The organism is Cellulosimicrobium sp. XJ-DQ-B-000, assembly GCF_031119065.1.
Taxonomy (GTDB): domain Bacteria; phylum Actinomycetota; class Actinomycetes; order Actinomycetales; family Cellulomonadaceae; genus Cellulosimicrobium; species Cellulosimicrobium funkei.
Genome location: NZ_JAVHYN010000006.1, coordinates 1 through 24,942 on the forward strand (window position 1 = coordinate 1; position 24,942 = coordinate 24,942).

General features: G+C 74.9%; 23 protein-coding genes. 9 read left to right on the forward strand and 14 right to left on the reverse strand.

The window, feature by feature from the left end:
• From RDI86_RS10890 to RDI86_RS10900, 3 genes are all read right to left on the reverse strand, one after another.
• Positions 1 to 2,972 (reverse strand): Ig-like domain-containing protein (locus tag RDI86_RS10890; protein ID WP_308821387.1); only part of this gene is annotated, 2,972 nt, incomplete at its 3' end.
• 230 nt (positions 2,973 to 3,202) lie between these two features.
• Entirely contained in the window at positions 3,203 to 3,445 is a 243-nt protein-coding gene (locus RDI86_RS10895; RefSeq protein WP_251176919.1) for a hypothetical protein, read from the reverse strand.
• Entirely contained in the window at positions 3,442 to 4,056 is a 615-nt protein-coding gene (locus RDI86_RS10900; protein ID WP_308821388.1) for a helix-turn-helix domain-containing protein, read from the reverse strand. The genes RDI86_RS10895 and RDI86_RS10900 overlap by 4 nt, the downstream gene beginning before the upstream one ends.
• 120 nt (positions 4,057 to 4,176) lie before the next feature.
• Between RDI86_RS10900 and RDI86_RS10905 the strand changes: the two genes are divergently transcribed.
• Positions 4,177 to 5,022 (forward strand): oxygenase MpaB family protein, encoded by an 846-nt coding sequence (locus tag RDI86_RS10905; protein WP_061269419.1) that lies wholly within the window; start codon positions 4,177 to 4,179, stop codon positions 5,020 to 5,022.
• A gap of 21 nt (positions 5,023 to 5,043) precedes the next feature.
• Here the strand turns inward: RDI86_RS10905 and RDI86_RS10910 are convergent, their stop codons facing one another.
• Positions 5,044 to 5,565 (reverse strand): MarR family winged helix-turn-helix transcriptional regulator, encoded by a 522-nt coding sequence (locus tag RDI86_RS10910; RefSeq protein WP_061269420.1) that lies wholly within the window; start codon positions 5,563 to 5,565, stop codon positions 5,044 to 5,046.
• Positions 5,566 to 5,660: 95 nt separating this feature from the next.
• Between RDI86_RS10910 and RDI86_RS10915 the strand changes: the two genes are divergently transcribed.
• Entirely contained in the window at positions 5,661 to 6,893 is a 1,233-nt protein-coding gene (locus tag RDI86_RS10915; RefSeq protein ID WP_308821390.1) for an MFS transporter, read from the forward strand.
• A gap of 52 nt (positions 6,894 to 6,945) precedes the next feature.
• Here the strand turns inward: RDI86_RS10915 and RDI86_RS10920 are convergent, their stop codons facing one another.
• A complete protein-coding gene (locus RDI86_RS10920; RefSeq protein ID WP_308821391.1) occupies positions 6,946 to 7,485 on the reverse strand; it encodes a MarR family transcriptional regulator in 540 nt (179 codons plus the stop codon).
• A gap of 113 nt (positions 7,486 to 7,598) precedes the next feature.
• On the opposite strand from RDI86_RS10920, the gene RDI86_RS10925 reads away from it, so the two are divergent.
• Complete coding sequence (locus tag RDI86_RS10925; protein ID WP_308821392.1) at positions 7,599 to 10,781, forward strand: efflux RND transporter permease subunit; 3,183 nt, start codon at positions 7,599 to 7,601, stop codon at positions 10,779 to 10,781.
• Positions 10,782 to 10,920: 139 nt separating this feature from the next.
• Here RDI86_RS10925 and RDI86_RS10930 read toward each other — a convergent pair whose 3' ends face one another.
• The 4 genes from RDI86_RS10930 to RDI86_RS10945 are packed head-to-tail and all read right to left on the reverse strand — an operon-like array spanning position 10,921 to position 14,979.
• A complete protein-coding gene (locus RDI86_RS10930) occupies positions 10,921 to 11,622 on the reverse strand; it encodes a response regulator transcription factor (RefSeq protein ID WP_021483142.1) in 702 nt (233 codons plus the stop codon).
• On the reverse strand, positions 11,619 to 13,127 hold the full coding sequence (locus RDI86_RS10935; protein WP_083711923.1) for a sensor histidine kinase: 1,509 nt from the start codon (positions 13,125 to 13,127) through the stop codon (positions 11,619 to 11,621). Before RDI86_RS10935 ends, RDI86_RS10930 begins: the two co-directional genes overlap by 4 nt.
• The gene (locus RDI86_RS10940; RefSeq protein ID WP_308821393.1) at positions 13,124 to 13,993 is read right to left on the reverse strand and encodes an ABC transporter permease subunit; all 870 of its coding nucleotides are present in this window, start codon (positions 13,991 to 13,993) and stop codon (positions 13,124 to 13,126) included. Before RDI86_RS10940 ends, RDI86_RS10935 begins: the two co-directional genes overlap by 4 nt.
• A complete protein-coding gene (locus RDI86_RS10945; RefSeq protein ID WP_168945086.1) occupies positions 13,990 to 14,979 on the reverse strand; it encodes an ABC transporter ATP-binding protein in 990 nt (329 codons plus the stop codon). Before RDI86_RS10945 ends, RDI86_RS10940 begins: the two co-directional genes overlap by 4 nt.
• 376 nt (positions 14,980 to 15,355) lie before the next feature.
• Here RDI86_RS10945 and RDI86_RS10950 point away from each other — a divergent pair, with 376 nt between their 5' ends.
• On the forward strand, positions 15,356 to 16,270 hold the full coding sequence (locus RDI86_RS10950; protein WP_021482325.1) for a Bax inhibitor-1/YccA family protein: 915 nt from the start codon (positions 15,356 to 15,358) through the stop codon (positions 16,268 to 16,270).
• 53 nt (positions 16,271 to 16,323) lie between these two features.
• Positions 16,324 to 16,791, forward strand: coding sequence for a hypothetical protein (locus RDI86_RS10955; protein ID WP_143317313.1), 468 nt, complete (start codon positions 16,324 to 16,326; stop codon positions 16,789 to 16,791).
• A gap of 77 nt (positions 16,792 to 16,868) precedes the next feature.
• Here RDI86_RS10955 and RDI86_RS10960 read toward each other — a convergent pair whose 3' ends face one another.
• Complete coding sequence (locus RDI86_RS10960) at positions 16,869 to 17,585, reverse strand: DUF5701 family protein (RefSeq protein WP_308821394.1); 717 nt, start codon at positions 17,583 to 17,585, stop codon at positions 16,869 to 16,871.
• A gap of 146 nt (positions 17,586 to 17,731) precedes the next feature.
• Between RDI86_RS10960 and RDI86_RS10965 the strand changes: the two genes are divergently transcribed.
• Entirely contained in the window at positions 17,732 to 19,141 is a 1,410-nt protein-coding gene (locus RDI86_RS10965) for a cystathionine beta-synthase (RefSeq protein WP_076405859.1), read from the forward strand.
• 24 nt (positions 19,142 to 19,165) lie between these two features.
• On the opposite strand, the gene RDI86_RS10970 is transcribed toward RDI86_RS10965, so the two are convergent.
• Together RDI86_RS10970 and RDI86_RS10975 are read right to left on the reverse strand one after the other, a co-directional pair.
• Positions 19,166 to 19,765: a TetR-like C-terminal domain-containing protein gene (locus RDI86_RS10970; RefSeq protein WP_308821395.1), complete on the reverse strand. Its 600-nt coding sequence runs from the start codon at positions 19,763 to 19,765 to the stop codon at positions 19,166 to 19,168.
• Positions 19,758 to 20,630: an alpha/beta hydrolase gene (locus tag RDI86_RS10975; protein WP_308821396.1), complete on the reverse strand. Its 873-nt coding sequence runs from the start codon at positions 20,628 to 20,630 to the stop codon at positions 19,758 to 19,760. Before RDI86_RS10975 ends, RDI86_RS10970 begins: the two co-directional genes overlap by 8 nt.
• A 142-nt stretch (positions 20,631 to 20,772) precedes the next feature.
• Between RDI86_RS10975 and RDI86_RS10980 the strand changes: the two genes are divergently transcribed.
• Positions 20,773 to 21,183 carry an FKBP-type peptidyl-prolyl cis-trans isomerase gene (locus RDI86_RS10980; RefSeq protein WP_308821397.1) on the forward strand — a complete coding sequence of 137 codons (411 nt, stop codon included), beginning with the start codon at positions 20,773 to 20,775 and terminating at the stop codon, positions 21,181 to 21,183.
• Positions 21,184 to 21,241: 58 nt separating this feature from the next.
• On the opposite strand, the gene RDI86_RS10985 is transcribed toward RDI86_RS10980, so the two are convergent.
• On the reverse strand, positions 21,242 to 22,423 hold the full coding sequence (locus tag RDI86_RS10985; protein ID WP_308821398.1) for a class I SAM-dependent methyltransferase: 1,182 nt from the start codon (positions 22,421 to 22,423) through the stop codon (positions 21,242 to 21,244).
• Positions 22,424 to 22,511: 88 nt separating this feature from the next.
• Between RDI86_RS10985 and RDI86_RS10990 the strand changes: the two genes are divergently transcribed.
• The gene (locus tag RDI86_RS10990; RefSeq protein WP_308821399.1) at positions 22,512 to 23,906 is read left to right on the forward strand and encodes a DUF2252 domain-containing protein; all 1,395 of its coding nucleotides are present in this window, start codon (positions 22,512 to 22,514) and stop codon (positions 23,904 to 23,906) included.
• Between the two features lie 62 nt (positions 23,907 to 23,968).
• Complete coding sequence (locus tag RDI86_RS10995; protein WP_083711926.1) at positions 23,969 to 24,430, forward strand: SelT/SelW/SelH family protein; 462 nt, start codon at positions 23,969 to 23,971, stop codon at positions 24,428 to 24,430.
• A gap of 44 nt (positions 24,431 to 24,474) precedes the next feature.
• Here RDI86_RS10995 and RDI86_RS11000 read toward each other — a convergent pair whose 3' ends face one another.
• The gene (locus tag RDI86_RS11000) at positions 24,475 to 24,855 is read right to left on the reverse strand and encodes a DUF5997 family protein (RefSeq protein ID WP_034650386.1); all 381 of its coding nucleotides are present in this window, start codon (positions 24,853 to 24,855) and stop codon (positions 24,475 to 24,477) included.
• Between the last annotated feature and the right edge of the window lie 87 nt (positions 24,856 to 24,942).

The following is a 24,942-nucleotide window of genomic DNA, read 5'->3' on the forward strand; positions in this document are numbered from 1 at the left end:
AGGCCGACCTGGTCGCCGTCGGGGTCGGTGTCGTTGGCCAGCGCCGCGACCGAGACCGTGCGCCCCGGGCGCACCGTCACCTCGTCGTCCACCGCGACCGGCGACTGGTTGGTGTCCGCGGGACGGGCGATGCCGACGTTGACCGTGCCCGTGGCGGTGGCGCCGCGCGCGTCGAGCACGGAGTAGGTGAACGTGTCCGCCCCGGTCGCGTTCTTCGACGCCGCGTACTCGATCATCCCGTCCACGACCCGGGCGGTGCCCTTGCCGGCGGGGGTGGCGATGCCGGTGACCTGGACGGAGTCGCCGTCGGGGTCGATGCCGTCCAGCGGGACCGCGATGCGCACGCTGGACCCGGACAGCACCCGGGCCTCGATCTCGCGCGGCTGCGGCGGGGCGTTGTCCTCGCCGTCACGGATCCGGATCGTGACCTGGGCCGAGTCCTCCTGCCCGTTGACGTCCCGCACCCGGTAGATCGCGTACGCCGTGCCCGCCTCCGAGCCCGCCTTGAACCGCAGCGTGTCCTCCGACACGAACGCCTCGCCCAGCGCCGGGTCCACGTCCTGCTCCAGCTCGGGCTGCAGGAACAGCTCCAACCCGTCCGGGTGCGTGTCGTTCCTCAGCACCGGGACCGTCACCACGTCCCCCGCGTGCACGGTCACCTCGTCCGCCACCGCGTTCGGCGGCTGCAGCCGCGTCGGCGCCGGCACCGGCACGATCCGCACCTGGCCGGTCGCGGTCTCGGTGCCGTTGGAGGCGGTGTACTCCACCGTCACCGGCGCGTCCAGGCGCCGGATCTCGGTCACCCGCAGCATCTGGTGGGCCAGGATCGCGACCGACACCCCGGCGTCGGCGGGCACGCGCACGGACTGCACGACGAGCACGCCGCCCGCGGGGTCCGTGTCGTTCGCGAGGACGTCCACGAGCGTGGACCCTCCCGCCGGGAGGAGCGCGGTGTCGGTGACGACGACGGGCGCGCCCTCGGCCTCGGACGGCGGCAGGACGTCGACCCGGACGAGGCCCGTGGTCGCGTTCGGGCCGTCGGTCACCTGGTACGTCAGGTCGTAGGAGCGCGGCTCCATCGAGAGGAACGTGAACGTGCCCGCGTCGTAGTTCGGCGTGATCTGCGCCGGGGCCGACTCCGAGACCGACGCCAGGCGCAGCTCGTCCCCGTTCGGGTCGGTGTCGTTGCGCAACGGCTCCACCGTCACCGGCTGCCCCGCCGGGACCACCACGTGGTCGCTCACCGCGACCGGCGGCTGCGGACCGGGCACCACGTCGACCAGCAGCTTGCCCTCGAAGGACAGCTCGCCGTCGGAGACGAGCAGGGTCACGATCTTGCGCCCGGTCGAGCCGCCGCCGTCGCGCAGCTCGACCGTCCCGTCGGGGCGCGAGCGCACGTCGTCGCCCGCGACCGTCGCGGCCGCCGACGCGAGGTACAGGTCGTCGCCGTCCGGGTCCTTGAAGAAGGGCAGCACCTTGATCGTCGCGGCGCCGCCCTGGGCGACGCGCAGGACCGGGTCACCGGTCTGCTCGGGGGGAGCGTTCTCGCCCCAGGGGGACACCTTGAGGGTGACGCCCGCCTCGGCGACGCCGCCGCGGCCGTCGGACACGGAGTACCGGAAGGAGCCGGTGCCCTCGGCGTCCTCGGGGACCACGGCCTGCAGCGCGGCTCCGCCCATGATGGTCTGCACGGTCGCGTTCGACGGCGAGTCCCCGACGAGCGACGCCGTCATCACGTCCCCGTCCGGGTCCACGTCGTTGCCCAGCACCGGCAGGATCGTCGTGCGCCCCGGACGCACCCCGAACGCGTCGTCCTTCGGCTGCGGCGGCCGGTTCGGCTGGGACCGGTCCGCGATGAACTGGTCCACCTGCTCCGGGTTCGTCAGCTCCGCGTCGGCCTCCTCGCCCTCGGCCTCCTCGGGCATCTGGACGTCCCAGTCGTCGACCTTCTGGTACTCGTCCGCTGCCATCCACAACGTCCCCGCCGACAGGTCGTTGAGCACGATCACCTGCCGGTTCACCCGGTACTCCAGGCGGGTCTGGGGGTCGAGCCCTTCGAGGCGCTCGTCGACGTCGCGGTCGGTGCCCTCGCAGTCGCGGATCACCTGGCCGGTCGAGGCCCACGCCCCGTACGTGCACGACCCGAGGCGCACCGGGGCGGCCGGGACGCCCTGGGCGGCGCGGCGCTGGGCGTCGCCGCCCTTCAGGGGCTGGGTCACGAGCGCGTCGGTCGTCGCGACGACGACGTCGCCCGACCCGGCGGACGGCTGCTGGAGCCGCGCCTGCTCCGCGCCCTCGACCGCGACGGTCCGGCCGCCTGGCAGCACGAGCTGCGAGGCGGAGCGGTCGAGGACGACGGGCTCGTCACCGACGGCCGTCACCTCGACCTCGGCGCCCTTCCCGACCGGGAGGGACGTCGACGCCGGGTCGCCGGAGACGGCGCCCTTGCTCGTGGTCTCGACGGTCCACAGGGCCCCGGTCGACGGGACCGCGACGAAGACCGTCCCGTCCTCGGACACCGTCAGCGCGCCGTCACCGCCGACCTCGGCCGTCGGGTCGAGCTTCTCGGCGTCGAACGAGGTGGCGCCGTCGAACGGCAGGACCCACAGCAGGCCCTCCTCGCCGTCGAGGATCGCGGTCGTCGCGCCGCCGGAGGCGACCTGCGCCCCGGCCGGCAGGCGGATCTGCCCGGTGAGCTTGAGGTGGGCGACGTCCACGGGGGACGACGTGCTCGTCCCCTGGTCGTCGAGGAGGACGCGGCCCGCGTCCTGCTGCACGTCGAACGACGCGCTGCCCGCGTTGAGCGTGCCGTCCATCGCCTGGGACTCGTAGTTGAACCGCCCCACCAGGCCGGCCGACGTCTTCGTCACCCACACGCCCGAGTCGTTGAGGTCCACGTCCGCCGTGGCCTCGCCCTCGTAGAGCAGCGCCATCCCCACCAGCGCCGTCGAGAACACCGACACGGTGCTCACCGACGCGACGGTACGACGATGCTCGCGGATGGTCGTGAGAAGACCCACCTGTGCTCCTCTGTGCCTGGGCGGGGCACACGTCCTCCCGGTCCCGCCGAGCGGCGGTGACGAGGGGAACGGGTGCTCCGGTGCCCGCAGACTGCCCGCAGAACGCCCCGACGAGGGTAACCGAGGCAGGGTCGCTCAGGGCATGGGGAGCAGTCCCCATGGAGGGTGGAATATTCCCCTGATCAGGGCAGAAGGGACGCACGGGACAGCGCGGCCCTGTCGCGCGTGCGGTCCTCGGCCGCGCGCAGCGACGCGCCGTCCGGGCGGACGGCGGCCTCCGCGGCGCGCGGGGTGGTCGACACCCGGGACCGGGCCGCCGCGCGGCGGCGGCCGAGGTCGGCCAGGGCGGAGCCCACGAGGACGAGCAGACGGTCCGTGCCACGGGGCTCGACCGTGCGGGGCAGGGTGGGGGAGTACGCGCTCATGAGGGGTTCTCCTTGCCGTCGATCGTCGGGAAGACGTTGAAGTGGATCTGCACGGGCCGCGCGCCGGGCGTCTGCTCCTGGCCCTGGAACCGCTGGAGCGTCGCGTCGAACGCGTCCCACGCCTCCGCGACCTCGAGCATCTGCTCGGCGGTGAGCCACATGCTCGCCGTCGTCAGACGGCTGCCGTCGAGCCACCGCGTCGGCAGCTCGGGGGAGCGCTCGAGGAACGCCTGGATCTTGCGCGCCCGCGCGGACTCGAACTCGCGGCTCACCATCGCGCCCGCGAGCGTGGCGGCGGCGTCCTCCTTGTCGTGCGGGACGTCGACCGTGAACCCGCCCGGCGGGCGCTCCCACCAGCGCTCGCGCGCCGTCCCGCGGCCCGCGACCTCCCGGACGAAGCCGTGCCGCGCGAGCTGGCGCAGGTGGTAGCTCGTCGACCCGCTGGACTCGCCCGCGAGGTCGGCGAGGCGGCTCGCGGTGAGCGCGCCGTGCGTCGAGAGCAGGTCGAGGATCTGCACCCGCAACGGGTGCGCGAGCGCCTTGAGCTGCGCGGGGCCGAGCGCGGGGTGGCGTTCGGCCGGGACGGGTGCCGGTGCGCTGTCGGTGGGCATACGACGACCATAGCGATGCAAACGACTCTTTGCAAGAGTTTCTTTGCAGCGGGATGTTGGCATCTGTCGGACGGCCCGCGCGGGGAGCGGGGGCGTGCGCGAGGTGCGAGCATCGAGCGCATGACGCAGGTGGCGGAGCGGGTGCGCGGCGCGGCGGAGCGCGCCATCTTCCTGCGGGTCGCGGGCCCGGACGCCACGGCGACGCGGGCACGCATCCACGAGACGCCCGGCCCGCGCTGGTTCCCGCCGGGGTCCGCGGTCCAGCGCGTGCACGGCGACGCGTCGATGTTCGTCGGCGGGCTGCGTGCGCTGCTCCTGCAGAGCCTGCACCCGCTCGCGATGGCCGGGGTCGCGGCGCACTCGGGCTACCGGGGCGACCCCTGGGGGCGCCTCCAGCGGACCTCGACCTTCATCGCCACGACGACCTTCGGCACGGCCGACGACGCCGCCGGCGCCGTGGCGGCGGTCCGGGCGGTCCACGAGCGGGTCCGCGGCGTCGCGCCCGACGGCCGCCCCTACCGCGCGAGCGACCCGGACCTGCTGCGCTGGGTCCACGTCGCCGAGACGCAGAGCTTCCTCGTGGCGCACCAGGAGTTCGGGCACCGCCCGCTCGGCGCCGCCGGGTGCGACGAGTACGTCGCGCAGGCGGCGGTGGTCGGCCGCGCCCTGGGCGTCGAGGACGTGCCGGTCACGGTGCGCGAGCTGGACGACGCCGTCGCCGGGTACCGTCCGGTGCTCGGCCTCACCCCGGCGGCGCTCGACGCCGCGCGGTTCCTCCTCGTCGAGCCGCCGCTGCCGTGGGCCGTGCGTCGGGTGTACGCGGGGCTCGCGGTGGCCGCACGCGCGTCGCTGCCGGACTGGGCGCGCGCGGGCATGCCGCGCGTGCGGGGGCTGCCTCAACGGTGGGCTCACCCCGCGGGCGAGGCGGTCACGCGGCTGCTGCGGTGGGCCCTCCCCGGAGCCTGACGGCGAGGCGCGCCCGGCGGGTCAGGCGTCGGCGCGGCGTCGGCGGTAGGCGTCGAGGTCCTCGTTGAGTCGCCCGAGGAGCTCGGCGAGGAGGGCCCGGTCGAGGCGCGACCAGTCCCCGAGCACGTCCGCGTAGAGCGCGGTGCGCGCCGCGCGGTGGGCGGCGAGCTCGTCGAGCCCCGCGCCCGTGGGCTCGACGACGACGGCCCGGCCGTCGTGCGGGTCCCGGGCCCGGCGCACGTGCCCGGCCCGCTCGAGCACGACCACCTGGCGGGTGACGGTGGAGGCATCGAGGCCGAGGCGCTCGGCGAGCGCGTTGACGTGCAGCGGGCCGTGGGTGCCGAGCGTGTGGAGCAGCAGGTAGCCGGACCGGTCGAGCGTGCCGCCCCGGCGCGACGTCCCGGGGCTCCCGGAGGCGCGCGTGCGCTCCGCGCGGCGCAGGAGCTGAGCGACCTCGAGCTCGATCGTTCCCAGCACGTCCTGGGCGGTCGCGTCCCCGCGCGCCTCGGCCTGCGGCTGATCGTTTCCCTCGGCAACCGTCATGGGTGTATTCTACAGATAGTTACCTGCTAGATACAGGTACTTCTCCCGCCGCCGCCCCTCGTGCGGCGGCCTCCCTCACCAGGAAGTGCGACCGAGTGGCCTCCACACGCAACGAACCGAACCGCACCGCCATCTACGCGACCGCCCTCACCGCGTTCTTCGCGATCGCCGGCATCGCCGTCGTCGACCCGATCCTCCCCGTGATCGGCGAGGAGATCGGGGCGTCGACCTGGCAGATCGAGCTCCTCTTCACCGCCTACATCGCCGTCATGGCGCTCGGCATGATCCCCGCCGTCATGGCGACCGGGCGCTTCGGCTACAAGAAGATCCTCGCCACGGGCGTCAGCCTGGTGGCCGTCGCGGCCGTGCTCGCGGCGCTGAGCACGAGCATCGGCCAGCTCGCCGCGCTCCGCGGCCTGTGGGGCCTCGGCAACGCGATGTTCTTCGCGACGGCGATGGTCCTCCTGGTCTCTCTGGCGAACGACCGCGAGTGGGTCGTCGAGCTCTTCGAGACGTGCGTCGGCCTCGGCTTCGCCGTCGGGCCGCTCCTCGGCGGGCTGCTCGGCGGCATCTCGTGGCGCGTGCCGTTCTTCGTGTGCGGCGTCTTCATGCTCGTGGCGCTGCTCGTGTCCGTGACGCGCCTCAAGGACCCCGCCGAGAAGCCCGCGCCGCTGCGCGTCGGCCAGGTCTTCCGCCTGTTCCGCAAGCCCGGCTTCCTCGCGCTCGCCGCGGTCACCGCCGCGTACAACTTCTGCTTCTTCGTCGTGCTCGGGTACACCCCCGTGTTCCTCGGGCTCGACGTCGTGCCGCTCGGTCTCGTCTTCACCGCGTGGGGCGTGGGGCTCGCGATCGGGATCCTCGTCGTCGGGCACCGGCTCGCGCACCGCGTCGGCGCCGTCCAGACGCTGGGCGTGGCCGTCGTGGGCGTCCTCGTCGCGCTCGTCCTCCTCGCGCTCGACCTCGGGACCGCCTGGTCCGTCGTCGTGCTCGTCGGCGCCGGCGTGTTCATGGGCATCGCGAACGCCAACCTCACGGACCTCTCGCTCGCGCTCGGCGACCCCGACCGCCGCGTGACCACCGGCGCGTTCAACCTCGTGCGCTGGGGCTTCGCCGCCCCCGCCCCTGTCATCGCGGGGCTCCTGCACCCGGTGTCCGCGACCGCGCCGTTCTGGCTCGGGGCGGGGATCCTCGTGCTCGGCGTCGTCGTGTTCGTGGCGTACGGGCACCGGATGGCGGGCGAGCTCGGGGAGCGCGTCCTGTGGTCCCGGTGGAACCGCACGGCCCGGACCGTCGAGGGGACGCCCGAGGAGGCGCTCGGCGAGGTCTGAGCCGCCGGCGGCGCCGACGGGGGAGGGTCCCGGGCCGCGAGGCCCGGGACCCTCAGTCCTCCGGGTCGGTCCCGGCGTCGGCCGAGCCGTCGCCCGAGGTGCCCGACGTGCAGGTCGCCGGGTCGGGCTCGGGGTCGGCCGCGGCCGACTCCGCGGCCCGCGTGAGGGCCTCGATCCCGGCCGTCAGCGCGCGCAGGTCCGCGACGTCGAGCCGGTCGAGGAGGTCCGTGAGGGGCTCGTCCTCCTGCGCGACGAGCCGGCGCACCGCCGCGGCGCCGCGCGGGGTGGCGGCGACGAGGCGCACGCGACCGTCCTGCGGGTCGGGGCGGCGCGACGCCATGCCCGCCGCCTCGAGCCGGTCCACGATCCCCGAGAGCGTCGCGGGGGAGATGCCGAGCACGTCCGCGAGCCGGTGCGAGCTCGTCTCGCCGTCCAGCTGCAGCACGGCGAGCGCGCGGAGCTGGGGGACCGTCAGGGTCGTGCGGAGCAGCGGCTCGAGGCGCTGCGCGAGCAGCAGGTCGGCGAGCCGTCGCTGGGCGTCCTCGAGGCGCCGGGCGAGCGCCGCGCGCTCGTCGTCGGCGGGGTGGGTCACGGCGCCGACTCTATCGGTGGGCGCGGGAACCATCCCGAGATGCTTCGCGTTACGCTAACGAAATTGCGACGCCGACGTCGTCTCCCGCCCGACCTGGAACCCCTGGAGGCTCCGTGTCCCGTCTCGCCCGGCTGTCGCTGGCCAACCGCGCGCTCGTCGCGCTCGCCACCGTCGCGATCGCGATCTTCGGCGTCCTCAGCATGGGATCGCTCAAGCAGGAGCTCATCCCGAGCCTGCAGATCCCCACGGCCGCCGTCGTCGGCGCGTACCCGGGCTCGGCCCCGGCGATCGTCGAGCAGCAGGTCACCGTCCCCGTCGAGACGGCCGCGCGCGGGGTCAAGGGGGTCGAGGACGTCACGTCGACGTCGTCGACCGGCCTCTCGGTGACGACCGTCCAGTTCGCGTACGGCACCGACATGGACGCCGCGGCCTCGCAGCTGCAGACGGCCGTCACGCGGCTGCAGTCCCAGCTCCCGGAGGACGTCGAGCCGCAGGTCGTGACCGGCTCCGTGGACGACCTCCCGGTCATCCAGCTCGCCGTGTCGGGCGGCGCGGACGAGGCGGCGCTCGCGGACACCGTGACGTCGAGCCTCGTCCCTGCGCTCGAGGACGTCGAGGGGGTCCGCAGCGTCGCGGTGAGCGGCGTCGCCGACCAGCAGGTGACGATCGCCCTCGACCCCGCCGCGCTCGCCGTCGCCGGGCTCAGCCCGCAGCAGGTCTCCACGATCCTCCAGGACAACGGTGTCGTGGTGCCCGCGGGCACCGTCGCGGAGGGCGACCGCACCCTCAGCGTGCAGGTCGGCACGGCCGTCACGACCGTCGACGAGCTCGCCGCGCTGCCCCTCGTGTCCCCGACCGCGGCGCCCGGCACCCCGCCCGTCGCGCTCGGCGACGTCGCGACCGTCACCGCGGGCCCCGAGCCCGCGACGTCGTTCTCCCGGCTCGACGGCGAGCCCGCGCTCGCCGTCGCCATCACCAAGACGCCCGCCGGCAACACGGTCGAGGTGTCGCACGCGGTCCAGGACGCGGTCGACGACCTCTCCGGCGTGCTCGACGCCCAGGACGTGCGCGTCGAGGTCGTGTTCGACCAGGCCCCGTTCATCGAGGAGTCCATCGAGGGCCTCGCGACCGAGGGCCTGCTCGGGCTCCTCTTCGCGGTCGTCGTGATCCTGCTGTTCCTCGCGTCGCTGCGCTCGACGCTCGTCTCCGCCGTGTCGATCCCGCTGTCGCTGCTCGTGACGTTCATCGTCATGAACGCCACGGGCTACACGCTCAACATCCTCACGCTCGGGGCGATGACGGTCGCGATCGGCCGCGTGGTCGACGACTCGATCGTCGTCATCGAGAACATCAAGCGGCACCTGTCGTACGGCGAGGAGAAGGTCGGCGCCATCATCGGCGCGGTCAAGGAGGTCGCGGGCGCGATCACCGCCTCGACCGTCGCCACCGTCGCCGTGTTCCTGCCGATCGCGCTCGTGGGCGGCATGGTCGGCGAGCTCTTCCGGCCGTTCGCGCTCACCGTCGCCATCGCGATGCTGGCCTCGCTCTTCGTCGCGCTGACGATCGTCCCGGTCCTCGCGTACTGGTTCATCACGTCGCCGCCCGTCCCGGCCGACCCGGAGGCCGCGCGCCTCGCGGGCGAGCGCGCCCGCGCCGCCGCGGAGGCCAAGGAGCGTCGCGGGCTGTGGCAGCGCGCGTACCTCCCGACGCTGCGGGGGGCCCTGCGCCACCCCGCGATCACGCTCGGCGTGTCGGTCGCGATCCTCGCCGGGACGCTCGCGCTCGTGCCGCGGCTCGAGACCAACTTCCTCGGCGACACCGGCCAGGACACGCTCACCGTCACCGAGTCGTTCGCGCCGGGCACGTCGCTCGACGCGCAGGACGCTGCCGCGCGCGACGTCGAGCAGGCGCTCCTCGACGTCGACGGCGTCGCCACGGTCCAGACGACCGTCGGCACCGCGGGCGGCCCGGAGGCCGCGTTCTTCGGCGGCGGCGGGTCCCCGACGGCGACGTTCGCCGTCACGCTCGACGCGGACGCCGACGCCGTCGCGGCCCAGGAGGACGTGCGCGACGCCGTCTCCGGGCTGGGTGGGGACGCGAGCGAGGGCATCGAGGTCGCGGGCGCCGACGCCGCGTTCGGCAGCTCCACGGTCGACCTCGTGGTCCGCGCGCCCGACACCGACACCCTCGCCGCGGCCGCCGCCGAGGTGCAGGAGCTCGCGGAGGGGACCGACGGCGCCGCGCAGGTGACGAACAACCTCGCCGCCGCCCAGGCCACCGTCCAGGTGACGGTCGACCGTGAGGCGGCGGCCGCCGTCGGGCTCACGGAGACGCAGGTCGCCGGGACGGTCGCGGGGGCCATGTCCCCGGCTCCGGTCGGCACGGTGAACCTCGGCGACGGCCCGGTGCAGGTGCGCGTGGTCGCGGGCGAGGCGCCGGCGACGGTCGCCGAGCTCGAGCAGGTCGTGCTGCCCACCGCCGCGGGCCCCGTGCCGCTCACGCAGGTCGCCGAGGTCGCCGAGGTCGAGGTCCCCACCTCGATCACGCGCGTCGACGGCGAGCGCAGCGCGACGATCGCCGTCACCCCCGCGGGGCAGGACCTCGGCGCGCTGACCACCGAGCTGACGACCGCGATCGACGGCCTCGAGCTCGAGGGCGGCGCGACGGTCGAGGTCGGGGGCGTGGCCGCCGACCAGGCCGACGCCTTCGCCGACCTCGGGCTCGCGCTGCTCGTCGCGATCCTCATCGTCTACCTCGTCATGGTCGCGACGTTCCGCAGCCTCCTGCAGCCGTTCATCCTGCTCGTGTCGATCCCGTTCGCCGCGACGGGCGCACTGCTCCTGCTGCTCGCCACGGGGACGCCGCTGGGCGTGCCGGCCCTCATCGGCCTGCTCATGCTCGTCGGCATCGTGGTGTCGAACGCGATCGTGCTCATCGACCTCATCAACCAGTACCGCGAGCGCGGACGGGCGCTCGACGACGCCGTCCTGGAGGGGTCGCGCAAGCGGCTGCGCCCCATCGTCATGACCGCCGCCGCGACGATCTTCGCGCTCACGCCCATGGCCGTCGGGATCACGGGCGGCGGCGCGTTCATCTCCCAGCCGCTCGCGCTCGTCGTCATCGGCGGCCTGCTGAGCTCGACGCTGCTTACCCTCGTCGTCGTCCCGGTGCTCTACACGCTCGCCGAGCGCCGCGGCGAGAAGCGCGCCGCGAGGAAGGCGGCCAAGGAAGAGGCCGCGGCCCAGGCCGAGGCCGACAAGGCCGCCGCTGCCGAGGAGACGACGGCGAACGCCTGAACCGCCCCACCGTCCCCGGCCCGCCGGACCCGCCGGACCCTCGCCGACCAGGCGATCCCGGCGGGCCGAGCAGGTGGTTCTGGCGCGTCCGATGTCCTGGACGCGCCAGAACCACCTGTTCGGCGGGGGGGCGGGAGAGTCAGGAGGGGCGGGCGACGCCCGTCTCGTAGGCGAGCACGACGGCCTGGACGCGGTCGCGCAGGCCGAGCTTGCCGAGGACGCGCCCGACATGGGTCTTGACCGTCGCCTCCGAGAGCACGAAGCGCTCGGCGATCTCGGCGTTGGTCAGCCCCTCACCGAGGGCCTCGAAGACCTCGAGCTCGCGCGCGGTGAGGTCGGCGAGGCGCGGGTCGTCCCGGCCGGTCGGCGCCTGGGCCGGGGCGGCGGCGCCGTCCTGCGGGAGCTGGCCGGAGAACATCTCGAGCATGCGGCGCGTGATGCGCGGGGAGACGGCGGCGTCGCCGCTCGCGACGGCGCGGATCGCCCCGACGAGCTCGCCGGGCTTGGCGTCCTTGAGGAGGAAGCCGCTCGCCCCGGCGCGCAGGGCGGCGAACGCGTACTCGTCGAGGTCGAACGTCGTGAGGATGATGACGCGCGACCCGGGCTGGGCGGCGACGATCCGCTCCGTCGCCTCGATGCCGTTCGTGCCGGGCATGCGCACGTCCATGAGCACGACGTCCGGCGCGAGCGCGGACGCCTGCGCGACGCCCGTCTCGCCGTCCCCGGCTTCCCCGACGACCTCGATGTCGTCCTCGGCGGCGAGGATCATGCGGAAGCCCATGCGCAGCAGGGCCTGGTCGTCGACGAGCAGCACCCGGATCGGTGCCCCCGTTCCCGTCATGTGCGTTCCCGTCCGTCGTCGCGTGCGCCGGCCTGGCGGCCGGGGTCGAGGTCGAGGCGCAGGCTCGCCCGCACCTCCCAGCCCGTCCCGCTCGGCCCCGCGGACACGGTACCGCCGTAGACCGCGGCCCTCTCCCGCATCCCGATGATCCCGCGCCCCGTGCCGACGGGGACGCCGGGCGGGTGCTGCTCCGCGACGGACGGCGGGAGCCCGCGCTCGTCGGCGCTCGCGCCCTCCCCGGGACGACGGCCCGCCTGGTTGACGACGCGCAGCTCCAGCCAGTCGGCGCCGGGCTCGGCGCGGCGCGACACCTCGACGAGGACCACGGGGGACAGGGGCGCGTAGCGCAGCACGTTCGTCAGGGCCTCCTGGACGATGCGGTGCGCGGTCTGGCGCAGGGCGGGGCCGGGCGTCGGCTGCGGGCCGGAGCGCACGAGCCGGACGGGCAGCCCGGCGGTGCGGAACCGCTCGACGATCTCCTCGAGCTCGGGCGTCTCGTGCGCGGGCGCGAGGGGCACGGTCTGTTCGCCGCCCGGCTCGCGCAGGACGCCGAGGACGCGCCGCATGTCGGCGAGCGCGGCGCGGCCGGTCGCGGTGAGCTCGTCGAGCGCGTGGCCCGCGAGCTCGGGGTTCTTGGCGCCCGACGCCTTGGCGCCGTCCGCGAGGGCGACCATCACGGTGAGGGAGTGCGCGACGACGTCGTGCATCTCGCGCGCGATGCGCGCGCGCTCGGCGGCGGCGGCGAGCTGCGCCTGCTGGTCGCGGTCGCGCGCGATGGAGTTGGCGCGCTCGACGAGGTCGGACACGTGCTGGCGGCGCGCGCGCACGTTCGTGCCGATCGCGAGCGCGACGAGGCAGAGGATGGTGGTCACGAGGATGCCGACGATGCGGTCGACGGTCGCCCGGCCCGGCTCGACGCTCTGGCGCAGGACCTCCCCCTCCGGGGTGGTGACGACGTCGTACCAGAGCAGGGTCGCGCCGGAGAGCGCGAGGACGGCGATCGCGAGCACGGGCCACGCGATGCGGGAGGGCCGCGACGCCGCGACGGCGTAGACGGCGAACATGGCCGCGACCTCGAACCCGGCCGTGTCGCCGGTGACGCCGATGGCGACGACGCCGACGGCGGTGAGCGCGAGCGCGATCGTCACGGGCCGACGGCGGCGCCAGTACAGGAGCACGCCGCCGACGAGGAAGAACACGAGCGAGAGCGCCGTCGTCCCACGGGGCTGAGACGCGGTGAGCGCGTACAGCACGCCGGGCACGACGAAGACGGCCACGACGACCCAGTCCATGACGACCGGGTGCCGCGCGAAGTACCGGCGGACGGGGCCGAGCCGACGCGCGTCGAGCTCGGTGAAGGGAGCGGGCGCGGGGCGCAGGGGGTGGGTCGACGAGCCCGGGTTCCCCGGCGCGGCGGGCTCCACCGGCTCCGGGCGCGCCACGGCCGACGCCGGACGAGCGGTCTGCTCGTCCGGCGTCGGCGGGGTGGTGGGCCGGGTGGTCACGCGTCCCGGCGCTTGAGGACGACCGCGGCCGCGGCGACCAGCGCGGCGGTCCAGCCGAGGAGCACGGCGTAGCCGGGCCACGGCGCGATCGTGTCGCTGCCCGACATGTTGCCGCCGAGCACGATCTGCTCGCCGGCGGACGCGGGCAGGGAGTTGTAGAGCGTCTGGACCCAGTCGGCACCGGTCACGCCCATGACGATCCCGAGGACCATCGACAGGACGAAGAACACGGCGACGAGCGTGAAGATCGCCCCCGCGGAGCTGCGGAGCAGCACGCCGACGGCGACGGAGAAGAGCGCGACGGTCGTGAGGTAGAGCACGACGCCGATCAGCGCGCGCTGGTCGTCCGCGGACGAGAAGTCGACGGTCATGTCCTTGCCCGACAGGATCGGGTACGTCACGAGCCACGACAGCCCGACGGCCACGGCGGTCGTCACCGCGGTCACCACGCCGACGACGATCATCTTCGCCGCGAGCGCGGGGAGACGGCTCGGCACGGCGGAGAGCGTGGAGCGGATCATGCCGGTCGAGTACTCGCCCGTCACGGTGAGCGCCCCGAGCACGGCCACGGCCAGCTGCGCGAACGTGTAGCCGACGGTGATCACGGTGATGCCCACCCCGTCGGCGGACCCCATGCCGGCCTCCTCGGGCGTGGCGCCCGCGGACTGCATGGAGGACATGACGGCCGCGAACATGAGCGAGAAGCCCACCATGACGACGACGGTGATGCCAAGCGTCCACCAGGTGGAGCGCAGGGTGCGGAACTTGATCCACTCCGAGCGCAGCACGTGGCCGAACGAGAGGCGGTAGGGGGAGGTGCGGGACGCCGTCGGGCCGGCGCCGGTGGCGAGGGTCGTGGCGCTCATCGCTGCGCTCCTTCGAGGGAGTCGGTGGGGGCCGGTACGCCCGCGGTCGCGCCCGCGGCACCGTGGCCGATGTGGTTCTGCGCGGAGTCGGTCTGGTACTCGACCGCGTCCGCCGTGAGGGCCATGTAGGCGTCCTCGAGCGTGGACGTGACCGGCGTGAGCTCGTGCAGCACGAACCCCTTGGCCGCGGCGAGCTCGCCGATCCCGGGGGCGTCCGCGCCCGTGACGACGAGCAGGCTCGGCTCGTCGCTCGTGACGGTCGCGCCGTCGCTCGTGAGGAGCTCGGCGAGCTGCGTGGCGTGCGGGGTGCGGACCCGCACCGTGCGCTGCTGCGAGCCGTTGACGATGTCGCTCACCGGGGCGTCCGCGATGATGCGGCCCTTGCCGATGACGATGATGTGGTCGGCGGTGAGGGCGACCTCGCTCATGAGGTGGCTCGACAGGAAGACGGTGCGGCCCTCGGAGGCGAGGTAGCGCGCGAGGTTGCGCACCCACAGCACGCCCTCGGGGTCCAGGCCGTTGACCGGCTCGTCCAGGATGAGGGTCTTGGGGTCGCCCAGCAGCGCGGACGCGATGCCCAGGCGCTGGCCCATGCCGAGGGAGAAGCCGCCCACGCGCTTCTTCGCGACCGGCTGCAGGCCGGTCATCTCGATGACCTCGTCCACGCGCTTGGTCGGGATGCCGTGCGTGGCGGCCATCGCGAGCAGGTGGTTGTAGGCCGAGCGGCCGGTGTGCACGGCCTTGGCGTCCAGCAGCGCGCCGACCTCGGTCAGCGGTGAGCGGTGCTGGGCGTAGGGGCGCCCGTTGACGGTGACGGTCCCGGCGGTGGGGCGGTCCAGGCCCATGATCATGCGCATGGTCGTGGACTTGCCCGCGCCGTTGGGGCCCAGGAAGCCGGTCACGGTCCCGGGACGCACGGTGAACGAGACGCCGTCCACCGCGGTCTTGGGCCCGTACCTCTTGGTCAGGCCGCGTGCTTCGATCATGACTTCGCCCCTCCGAGGGTCGTTCGTCCGGGATGGTCCTGGTGCACCGCGGGAAGGTCGCTCCGGTCCGGCCGGGCCCCTCACCGCGAGGTACGTCTCGAGCCTACGGACGGGCTCGGCGCCGGGCAGCCACCTTGCGACGTATCTTGCCGCCGTCGTGACCCGGAGTGTGTACGCCGCGCGGCGTACGCGACGTCCCGGCGCGTGGTCCGCTGGTCGGGACTTCGCCCGCGAGGCGCGGGAAAACCCGCGGGAACAGTGGCCGGGACTCGCACGTTCCCTAGGATGAACACAGGCCAGCGACACCCGACTCGAGGCGAGACGCCGATGACGAGGCCCGCTGAGAGGTAGTGGACGCCGCGACCAGGAGGAGCTCATGAGCAACCCCGTCTTCAACAACAGCGCGGTCTTCGGCGAGCCGAAGAACCGGCGCGGTGGGGCGGCCACGCAGGCCGCACCCGCCTACGGGAGCCCGCCCGCACAGGGCCAGGGCCCCGCGTACGGCACGCCCCCGCAGGGCGCGCAGTGGGGTGCGTACGGCGCCCAGACCGCGGACGCGGCGCAGCTCGACGCGATGTACAGCGCGCCGTCGGCGACCACGGCGGACACCAAGCGCCTCACGTACGACGACGTGATCATGAAGACGGGCGGCCTGCTCGCGCTGCTCGTCGTCGTCGGGGCGGCGTCGTGGTACCTCACGCCGCAGATGCCGTTCCTCTACCTGCTGGGTGCGATCGCCGGCCTGGTGCTCGGCCTGGTCAACGCGTTCAAGCGGAACCCGAGCCCGGCCCTGATCATCGCGTACACCGTGGCCCAGGGCCTGTTCCTCGGTGGCATCAGCCTCGCGTTCGGCACCATGACCGTCGGCAACGGCGGGAACCTCACGGACATCGTCTTCCAGGCGGTCCTCGCGACCGTCGCGACGTTCGCGGCCGCGCTGTTCCTGTTCCGCTCCGGCAAGGTGCGTGTCACCCCGAAGTTCACGCGCTGGCTGCTCATCGCGATGGTCGGGTACCTCGCCTTCTCGCTCGTCAACGTGGTTCTCGTGCTCTTCGGCGTCCTCGACGGCTGGGGCATGCGCGGCGGCACGATCGGCATCGTCGTCGGGCTCATCGCGGTCGGCCTGGCCGCCGCGTCGCTCATCGTCGACTTCGACTCGATCAAGCGTGGCGTCGAGGCCGGCGTCCCCGCCAAGTTCGCGTGGTCGGCCGCGTTCGGCCTCATGGTCACGCTGATCTGGCTCTACCTCGAGTTCCTGCGCCTCTTCGCGATCCTGCAGAGCAGCGACTGACGGTGGCGCGCAGCACCCGTGAACCGGCACCCGCGGCGGACCTCCCGCCGCGGGTGCCGGTGTTTCTGGCCGGGCTCGTCGTCGCGGCGGCCGCGATGCTCGGCGTCCAGGTCCTGTACATGGTCGTCTCGGGCGCGCCGCCTGCGTGGCTGTCGTTCGCGGCGCTCCTCATCCTGCTCAGCGTCCCGACGGCGGGCGCCGCCGTCGCCTGGCTCGGCACCCGGATCACGCGCGACGCCACGGAGCGCCGGGCCGCGCTCGTGTTCGCGGCGCTCGGACTCGTGGCCGGAGCGCTCTGGGGGTCGTTGCTCGCGGGCGGGATCGCCCGGCAGCTCGCCGACGCCGGCGCTGGCGGTGGCGGTGCGCTCGTCGCGGGTGCGGCCGCCGTCGTCGGGGTCACCGCCGCGGTCGGCGCGGGTCTCGGCCGGCTCGTGGCGCCCGAGGCCTCCGACCGCCCGCTGCTCGTCGTCGTGCTCGGCGTCGTCGTGGTCCTCGTCGCGATCCTGGGTCTCGTCGGCTGACGGCCCCACCCCGTGAGTGCGGGAAAGAGCCGCGGTCGGGCGTCTCCGCCGCGACTCTCTCCCGCACTCAGCGGGGGTCAGGCGGGGAGGCGGCCGGTGGCCGAGGCGAAGCCGAGCCACGTGTGGCGGTTCCCGGCCCAGCACCAGCCGACCTTCGGGGCTCCGCGGCGCTCGCGCCCGTCGCGTCCGGTGCCGTTCGAGATCCACAGCGCGGGGGTGCGGGTGTCGAGGCGGCCGTCGGGCTTGCGCAGCCGTGAGCCGACCGTCATGTAGCAGTGGTTGCGCGCGAGGACGTCCGGCGCCTGGAGCGCCCAGTGGATCCCCTCGTGCAGCAGGAGCGGCGTCCGGCCGCGCGCCGTGAGCTCCGGCAGCGCCTCGTCCGGGGACCAGCTCGCCAGGTCGTCGCCGCGGTCGACGTCCGTGACGAGCGAGAGCGGCCCCGGCGGGACGACGATCCCCTCGATCGGCGTGAAGCGGTCCACGTCCGTCATGTCGACGACGACGAAACCCTCCTTCTCGCCGTCCTTCGCCGGGAGCCGCAGCAGGGGAGCCAGCGCCGACGGCGGCGCGAGCGTCGGGTCGACGACGAGCAGCGCGCCCGCGGGGGCGGTCGCCGCGAGGTCGGCCGCGGCGGCGCGGAACGCGTCCGCGGTGAGACCGGCGATGTCGTGGACGCCGAGCGCGACGAGGCGCTCGGCCTGGGCGACGACGTCGGGCAGCGGGGGGAGCGCGGGCGGCGCGGAGGCCGCTGCGGGGGACGCGGGACGGGTGGCGGCGGTCGTGGGCTCGGGCACGGGTCACCTCTCGGTCGGGGATGTCGGCGTCCTCAACGCTCTACACCGTACGGGAATTCCCGTCGCGAGCGACCCTCGTGCCGGGCGTCGGTCGGGACGGTGCCCGGTCGAGCACGCGCGCGGCCCGGATCGGGGATGATCGGGGCATGAGATACGCAGAGCACGTGTCCGAGCTCGTCGGCGGTACCCCGCTCGTCCGGCTGTCCCGTGTCACCGCAGGCCTCAGCGCGACGATCCTCGCCAAGGTCGAGTACGTGAACCCCGGCGGCTCCGTCAAGGACCGCATCGCGCTGAAGATGGTCGAGGCCGCGGAGGCCTCGGGCGAGCTCCGGCCCGGCGGCACGATCGTGGAGCCGACGTCGGGCAACACGGGCGTCGGGCTCGCGCTCGTCGCGCAGCGCAAGGGGTACGACTGCGTCTTCGTCTGCCCGGACAAGGTGAGCCAGGACAAGCGCGACGTGCTGCGCGCGTACGGCGCGCGCGTCGTCGTCACGCCGACCGCCGTGGCCCCCGACCACCCGGACTCCTACTACTCGGTCTCCGACCGGCTGGTCCGCGAGATCCCGGGCGCCTGGAAGCCGAACCAGTACGCGAACCCGAACGGCCCGGCGTCGCACTACGAGTCCACCGGCCCCGAGGTCTGGGCCGACACCGACGGTCGCGTGACGCACTTCGTCGCCGGGGTCGGCACGGGCGGCACCATCACCGGCACGGGCCGCTACCTCAAGGAGGTCTCCGCGGACCGCGCGGCCTCCGACGGCGGGCGTGTGCGCGTCGTCGGCGCGGACCCGGCGGGCTCGGTCTACTCGGGCGGCGACGGGCGCCCGTACCTCGTCGAGGGCGTGGGCGAGGACTTCTGGCCGGCCGCCTACGACCCGGCGGTCCCCGACGAGGTCATCCCGGTCAGCGACGCGGACTCGTTCGCGATGACCCGGCGCCTCGCGCGCGAGGAGGGCCTGCTCGTCGGCGGGTCGTGCGGCATGGCCGTCGAGGCGACGCTGCGGCTCGCGCGCCGGCTCGAGGAGGAGGACCCGGAGGCGGCGGCGCGGGCCGTCATCGTCGTCCTGCTGCCGGACAGCGGGCGCGGCTACCTCTCCAAGATCTTCAACGACGCGTGGATGCGGTCCTACGGGTTCCTGCCCGACGAGGAGGGCGTGACCGCGGGCGACGTGCTGCGCGCGAAGGACGGCCGCCTGCCCGACCTCGTGCACACGCACCCGAGCGAGACGGTCCGCGACGCCATCGAGATCCTGCGCGAGTACGGGGTGTCGCAGATGCCCGTCGTCGGCGCCGAGCCGCCCGTGAAGAGCGGGGAGGTGGCCGGGTCGGTGAGCGAGCGCGCGCTGCTCGACGCCGTCTTCTCCGGCCGCGCGTCGCTCGCCGACCGCGTGGACCAGCACATGGAGCCCCGCTTCCCGCTCATCGGCGCGGGCGAGGGCGTCGAGGCCGTGCGCACGGCGCTGCACGACGCCGACGCGCTGCTCGTCGTCGAGGACGGCGACCCGGTCGGGGTCCTCACGCGGCACGACCTCCTGGGGTTCGTCGCCGCGCGCTGATCCCCGCCGGGCCCGGCGCGCGCCTCAGGCTCCGGCCTGCGGGCGCGCGAGGGATGCCAGGCCCGCGAGGAGCGCGCGGACGTGCAGGTCGAAGCTGCGGTCGAGGTCGTCGGGCAGGCGGAAGCCGCCGCCGAGCTCGAGCGCGACGAAGCCGTGCAGGCTCGCGCGCACGGACCGGACGGCGTCGACCGTGCGGTCCTCGGGGAGGTCGAACCCGCGCAGCACGGCGGCGACGACCTGGACGCTGCGCCCCGCGGCCGCCGACAGCGCGGCGTCCGCGGGGTCGTCCGGGTCGGGGGCGACCTGCACGGCCGCGTACCGGCCGGGGTGCGCCCGGGCGTACCGCCGGGTCGCGTGCGCGAGGGCGGCGACGGCGTCGGGCCCGGCGAGGCCGACCGTCGCGTCGGTGAGGGCGCGCGTGTAGTCCCCGACGGCGACGACGGCGACCTCGCGGCGCAGCGCGGCGAGCGAGCCGACGTGCTTGTACAGGCTCGGCGTCGCGACGCCTGCCTGAGCGGCGACCTTGGCGAGCGTGAGGTCGGCGAAGCCCGTCGAGCCGCCGGCGTCGACGAGGTCGAGCGCGATCCGGACGACGGCGTCGTGGGACAGCCCGGCCCTAGCCACGAGCGTCCTCCGACCGCTCGGCATCCGGGCGCGCGTCGGCGTCGGGCAGCCCGGAGAGGAAGTCGAGGGTCGCGGCCACGACCTCCTCGGGCGCCTGGAGCTGGGGGTAGTGGCCGACGTCGGGCAGCAGGAGCGTGGTCGCGCCGAGCGCCTGCTCGGCCCACGCGGCCTCGGCGGCCGGGTCGGCGTAGTCGGGGTCGAGCGCGCCGTAGACCGCGAGCACGGGCGCCTCGACCTGGGCGACGCGCGGCTCGACGACGCGGTGGTCGAGCTGGAGGGTGAGGTCCCGGAAGGAGCGCAGGCGCCCCGGCTCGGAGAGGTTGGCGCGGATCGCGGCCTGGTGCGCGGCGAGGCGCGCGGGGGTGCGGCCCTTGTTCAGCGAGCCGTAGAACGAGGCCCAGAACGCCGCGCCCCACGGTCGGGCGAGCGCGACGCGGTAGAGGACGCGCATCGCGCGGAGCCTCGCGGGGGACGACGGCTCGCGCAGGAACCCGTCGAGCAGGACGAGCCCGCGCACGAGGTCGGGACGCAGGGCCGCGGCGACCACGGCGGCCGACGCCGCCATGGAGCTGCCCAGCAGGACGGCCGGGCCGGCGCCCAGGTGCTCGACGAGCGCGACGTAGTCGGACGCGGTCGCCTCGTCGCCGTGCGTCGCGAAGGTCGTGTCGCTGTCGCCGTGGCCGCGCAGGTCCATGACGACCACGCGGTGGCCCCCGGCGAGGAGGTCGGGGACGACGTCGTCGTAGGTGGCGCGGAGGTCGCCCATGCCGGGCGCGGCGAGGACGAGCGGGCCGGAGCCCTGGTCGGTGTAGGCGAGGCGTCCCTCGGCGCGGGCGAGGTGGCGCACGCTCGGTTGCTGGCTCATGGTCATAGCTGCAAGGCTAATGCCATTAGCCAACGAGGGCAAGAGTTCCGGCGATCGCGCCCGGCCGGGGCCGGGCGACCCGCGTAGGGTAGGGAGACCCGCGCCCGCGCGGGCCTTCCTGCACCCGACGAGAGGCAACCTCGTGACCGACCAGCCCACCCTCCCCACCGCCTCGGGATCCTTCGGCGAGAAGCCGACGCTCACCTTCCCCGAGACGGACGCGCCCAGCGGTCTGCAGGTGGTCGTGCTCACCGAGGGCGACGGCCCGGCCGTCACGTCGGGGCGCAACATCGTCGTGCACTACCTCGGCCAGACCTGGGGCGGGCACGTCTTCGACAACTCCTACGACCGCGACGACACCATCGCCTTCCCCATCGGCGTCGGCGCCGTCATCGGCGGCTGGGACAAGGGCCTCGTGGGCCAGAACGTCGGCTCCCGGGTGCTGCTCTCGATCCCGCCGGAGCACGGCTACGGCCAGCGCGGCGTGCCGCAGGCCGGCATCGGCGGCACGGACACGCTCGTCTTCGTCGTGGACGTCGTCGACGTCCAGTGACCTCCTGAGCGCGGGGTGCCCGTCGTCGCGGTGATCACCCACGACGGGCGCCCGCCGCTCAGCGCCGCACGGACCGCGTCACCGTGAAGCGCGGGTCGCGCGCGACCTGCGTCGTGGGCCCGACCGCGCGCTCGAGCGCGGGGCGGTACCGCAGGTGCGAGTTCCAGACGCACCACAGCTCGCCGCCCGGACGCAGCACGCGCCCCGCGGTCGCGAACATGCGGTGCGCCGCGTCGGTGCGCACCGCCGCGCCGTCGTGGAACGGCGGGTTGAGCAGCACGACGTCGGCGCTCGCGTCCGCGAGGGTCGCGCCCGCGTCGTCGCGCACCGTCCGCACACGGTCGGCGACGCCGTTCTCGCGCGCCGTGAGCGCCGTCGAGCGGACGGCGGCGTCCGAGCGGTCGGCGGCGACCACCCGCGCGTCGGGCCAGCGCCGGGCCGCCCACGCGGCGAGCAGGCCCGTCCCGCACCCGAGGTCGACGACGTCGCGCGGCGCCGCACCCTGGCCGCCGGGGGTCGGTCCGTCGTCGGCGCCGAGCCGGTCCAGCAGGAACCGCGTGCCGAGGTCGAGGCCCGCACCCGCGAAGGCGGCGCCGAACGCCGCGACCCGGAGGCCGACGTCGGCCAGGTCGGTGACGACCGGGTAGGTCAGCGGGCGCGCCGGCCGGGGTGCCGACGCGACGAGCACGCGGGACCTGCCCCGGGCGAGGCTCGCGCGCACCTCGCCGAACGACTCGGCGAGGACGTCGTTCATCGCGCGCGTCATGTGCTTGACGCGTGCGCTCCCGAGGAGCACGACGTCCGGCCCGGCCTCGCGCGCGGCGTGCTCCGCGACGTCGCGCAGCGCGGCGAGGCCGCGGGGGAGCCGCAGCAGCACGACCCGCGCCCCGGCCAGGAGGCCCGCGTCGAGGCCGTGGCGGTCGTACGCCGTCGTCATCCCCGCCGCGCGCGCGTTCGCGTCGAGCGCCGCCTCCCCGGTGCACGCGTCCTGGTGGACGCGCACCCGCCCCCCGGCGGGTCCTGCCCCTGTGAGCAGCGCAGCACCCAGGGTGAGGGCGCCGTACCGGTCGTCGACGACGGCCACGGCCCCCGGCGCGACGCCGGCGAGCAGGGGCGCCGCCTCGTCGAGCAGCAGTCGGTCGGCAGGGTCGACGGCGACCGGTGCGTCCTCCCGGTCCGGACCGACGTCGTGGGTGCGCAGGCGCTCCAGGAGGGCGGCGAGGTCGGGCGAGGTCGTCACCGCCCCAGTCTCCCCGACGCCCGGTGGTCGCCGCGCCGCGCGCCCGGCGGAGCGCTACTGTGCGACTGCGGAGAGCGAGGAGGCACCCGTGGACGTCCCACGCACCCTGGTCGAGTCCCGTGCCGTCGGGCGCGCGCTGCGCGACCGGGTGCCGCGTCGCACGCAGGGCGCGCTGCTGCTGCCGGAGCGCGACCCGGTGGCGATCGTCGAGGAGCAGAACCGCGACCGGCTCCAGGACCTCGTCCCGCTGCGGATCGGCCGGATGCTCGAGTCGCCCTTCGCGTTCTACCGCGGCACCGCCGCGACCATGGCCCACGACCTGCGCGACGGCCCCCGGACCGGCGTCCAGGTCGTCGCGTGCGGGGACGCGCACGTCTCCAACTTCGGGCTCTTCGCGTCGCCCGAGCGGCGGGTCCTGTTCGACCTCAACGACTTCGACGAGGCGTCGGACGCCCCGTGGGAGTGGGACGTCAAGCGCCTCGCGGCGAGCATGTACGTGGGCGGGCGGGACAAGGGCCTGGCCGAGCACGACTGCGCGGACGCCGCGCGCAGCGCGGTGCGCGGGTACCGCGAGACGCTCGCCGAGGCGTTCGCGCGTGACGCCCTCGAGCGCTACGCGTTCCTCGTCGACACCGCGGTCATCGAGCCCCTGCTGCTCGACGGCGGGCGCGAGGAGCTCGAGCGGACCGTGCGCAAGGCGCGGCGGCGCACGTCGGAGCAGGTGGTGCGGAAGATCACGAGCCGGACCGCCGACGGCCGCACGCGGATCGTCGACCAGCCGCCCGTCACCCAGCACGTGGGCACGGCGAGCGTCGACGAGCTCACGACGCTGTTCGAGGCGTACCGCGAGCCCCTGCGCGCCGACGCCCGGCTCCTGCTGAGCCAGTTCACGGTCGTGGACTTCGTGCTGCGCGTCGTGGGCGTCGGGAGCGTCGGGACACGCTGCTACATCGTGCTCCTCGAGGGGCCCGCGGGGGAGCCGCTCGTGCTGCAGGTGAAGGAGGCGACGTCGTCGGTCCTCGCGACGTACGGCGGGATGGTCGACGCGCTGCCGTCCGGGCTCGTGCCCGCCGGCGCCGTGCCCGCCCAGGGCCGCCGGGTGGTCGCCGCCCAGCGCATCCTGCAGGCGCAGTCCGACCCGTTCCTGGGGTGGACGACCGTCGAGGCGCCCGACCGCACGGGCCGCCCGCGCGTCGACTTCTACTGGCGCCAGTTCCGCGACATGAAGGGGTCGGTCGAGCTCGGCCGGCTCTCGGCCTCGCAGTTCGTGCGGTACGGGGAGCTGTGCGGGCGCGTGCTCGCCCGCGCGCACAGCCAGTCGCCGGGCGCGCGCGTGGCGCACGGCTACCTCGGCCGCTCCGACGTGTTCGACGAGTCCCTCGCGCGGTGGTCGCGCGCGTACGCGGACGTCGTCGAGGGCGACTACGCCGCGCTCGAGGCCGCCGTGACGAGCGGCCGCCTCCCGGCAGAGCGGGGCGTCTGAGCCGGTCCGACGGCGGTGGACGGCCACCCGCGCGCCCGGCCGTCGCCCGTACCCTGGGCGCCATGACGGACGACGGAGGTCAGCCCGGCCCGCACGCCCCCGCGCCCGCCGAGGCGCCTGCGGAGTCCTCCGCGCGGGCAGAGGCTCCGACCGCGCCCGCCGAGGCGCGCGGGACCGCGCGCGTGGCGGTCGAGTACTGCACGCAGTGCCGCTGGCTGCTGCGCGCGGCGTGGGTCGCGCAGGAGCTCCTGCAGACGTTCCGCACGCGCCTGGGCGAGGTGGCCCTCGTGCCCGGCACGGACGGCGTCTTCCGCGTCACGCTCGACGCCGGGGACGGGCCGGTGCTGCTGTGGGACCGCCGCGTCGACGGCGGGTTCCCCGAGATCCCGGACCTCAAGCGGCGGGTGCGCGACGCCGTCGCGCCCGACCTGTCGCTCGGCCACACCGACCGCGCGGCCACCACGACGGACGCCGCGACGGACGCTGCGACGGACGCCGCGACGGAGGCACCGCGCCCGGACTGAGGCCGGTCGGGCCGCCCGGCAGACGCGGTCCCGCAGGACGCGGCTCAGCCCTTCTTCGCGCGCGCGGCGGCGAGCCGCTCCTCCTCGGCGCGGACCTTCTTCTGCACCTCGCGCTCGGCCGTCAGCCACTCCGGCGGGTCCTGGCGCAGCGCGTCGATCTCGTCGGTGGTCAGCGGCTCGGTGAGGCCGCCGCGCGTGAGGCCGGAGATCGAGACGCCGAGCCGGCCCGCGACGACGGGCCGCGGGTGCGGGCCGTTGCGGCGCAGGTCCGCGAGCCACTGGGGCGGGTTCTTCTCCATCTCCTCGAGCTGGGCCCGGGTGATGGTGCCCTCCTGGAACTCCTGCGGCGTGGCGGGCAGGTACACCCCGAGCTTCTTCGCCGCGGTGGCGGGCTTCATGGTCTGCGCGGACTGCTTGGGGGTCATGGGCTCCAGGGTAGTCGGCCGGTCGGGTGCCGGCGGTCCGCGGCGGGGCACGCGGCGGGCGTCCGGCGGGCCCGCGACGGACCGGAG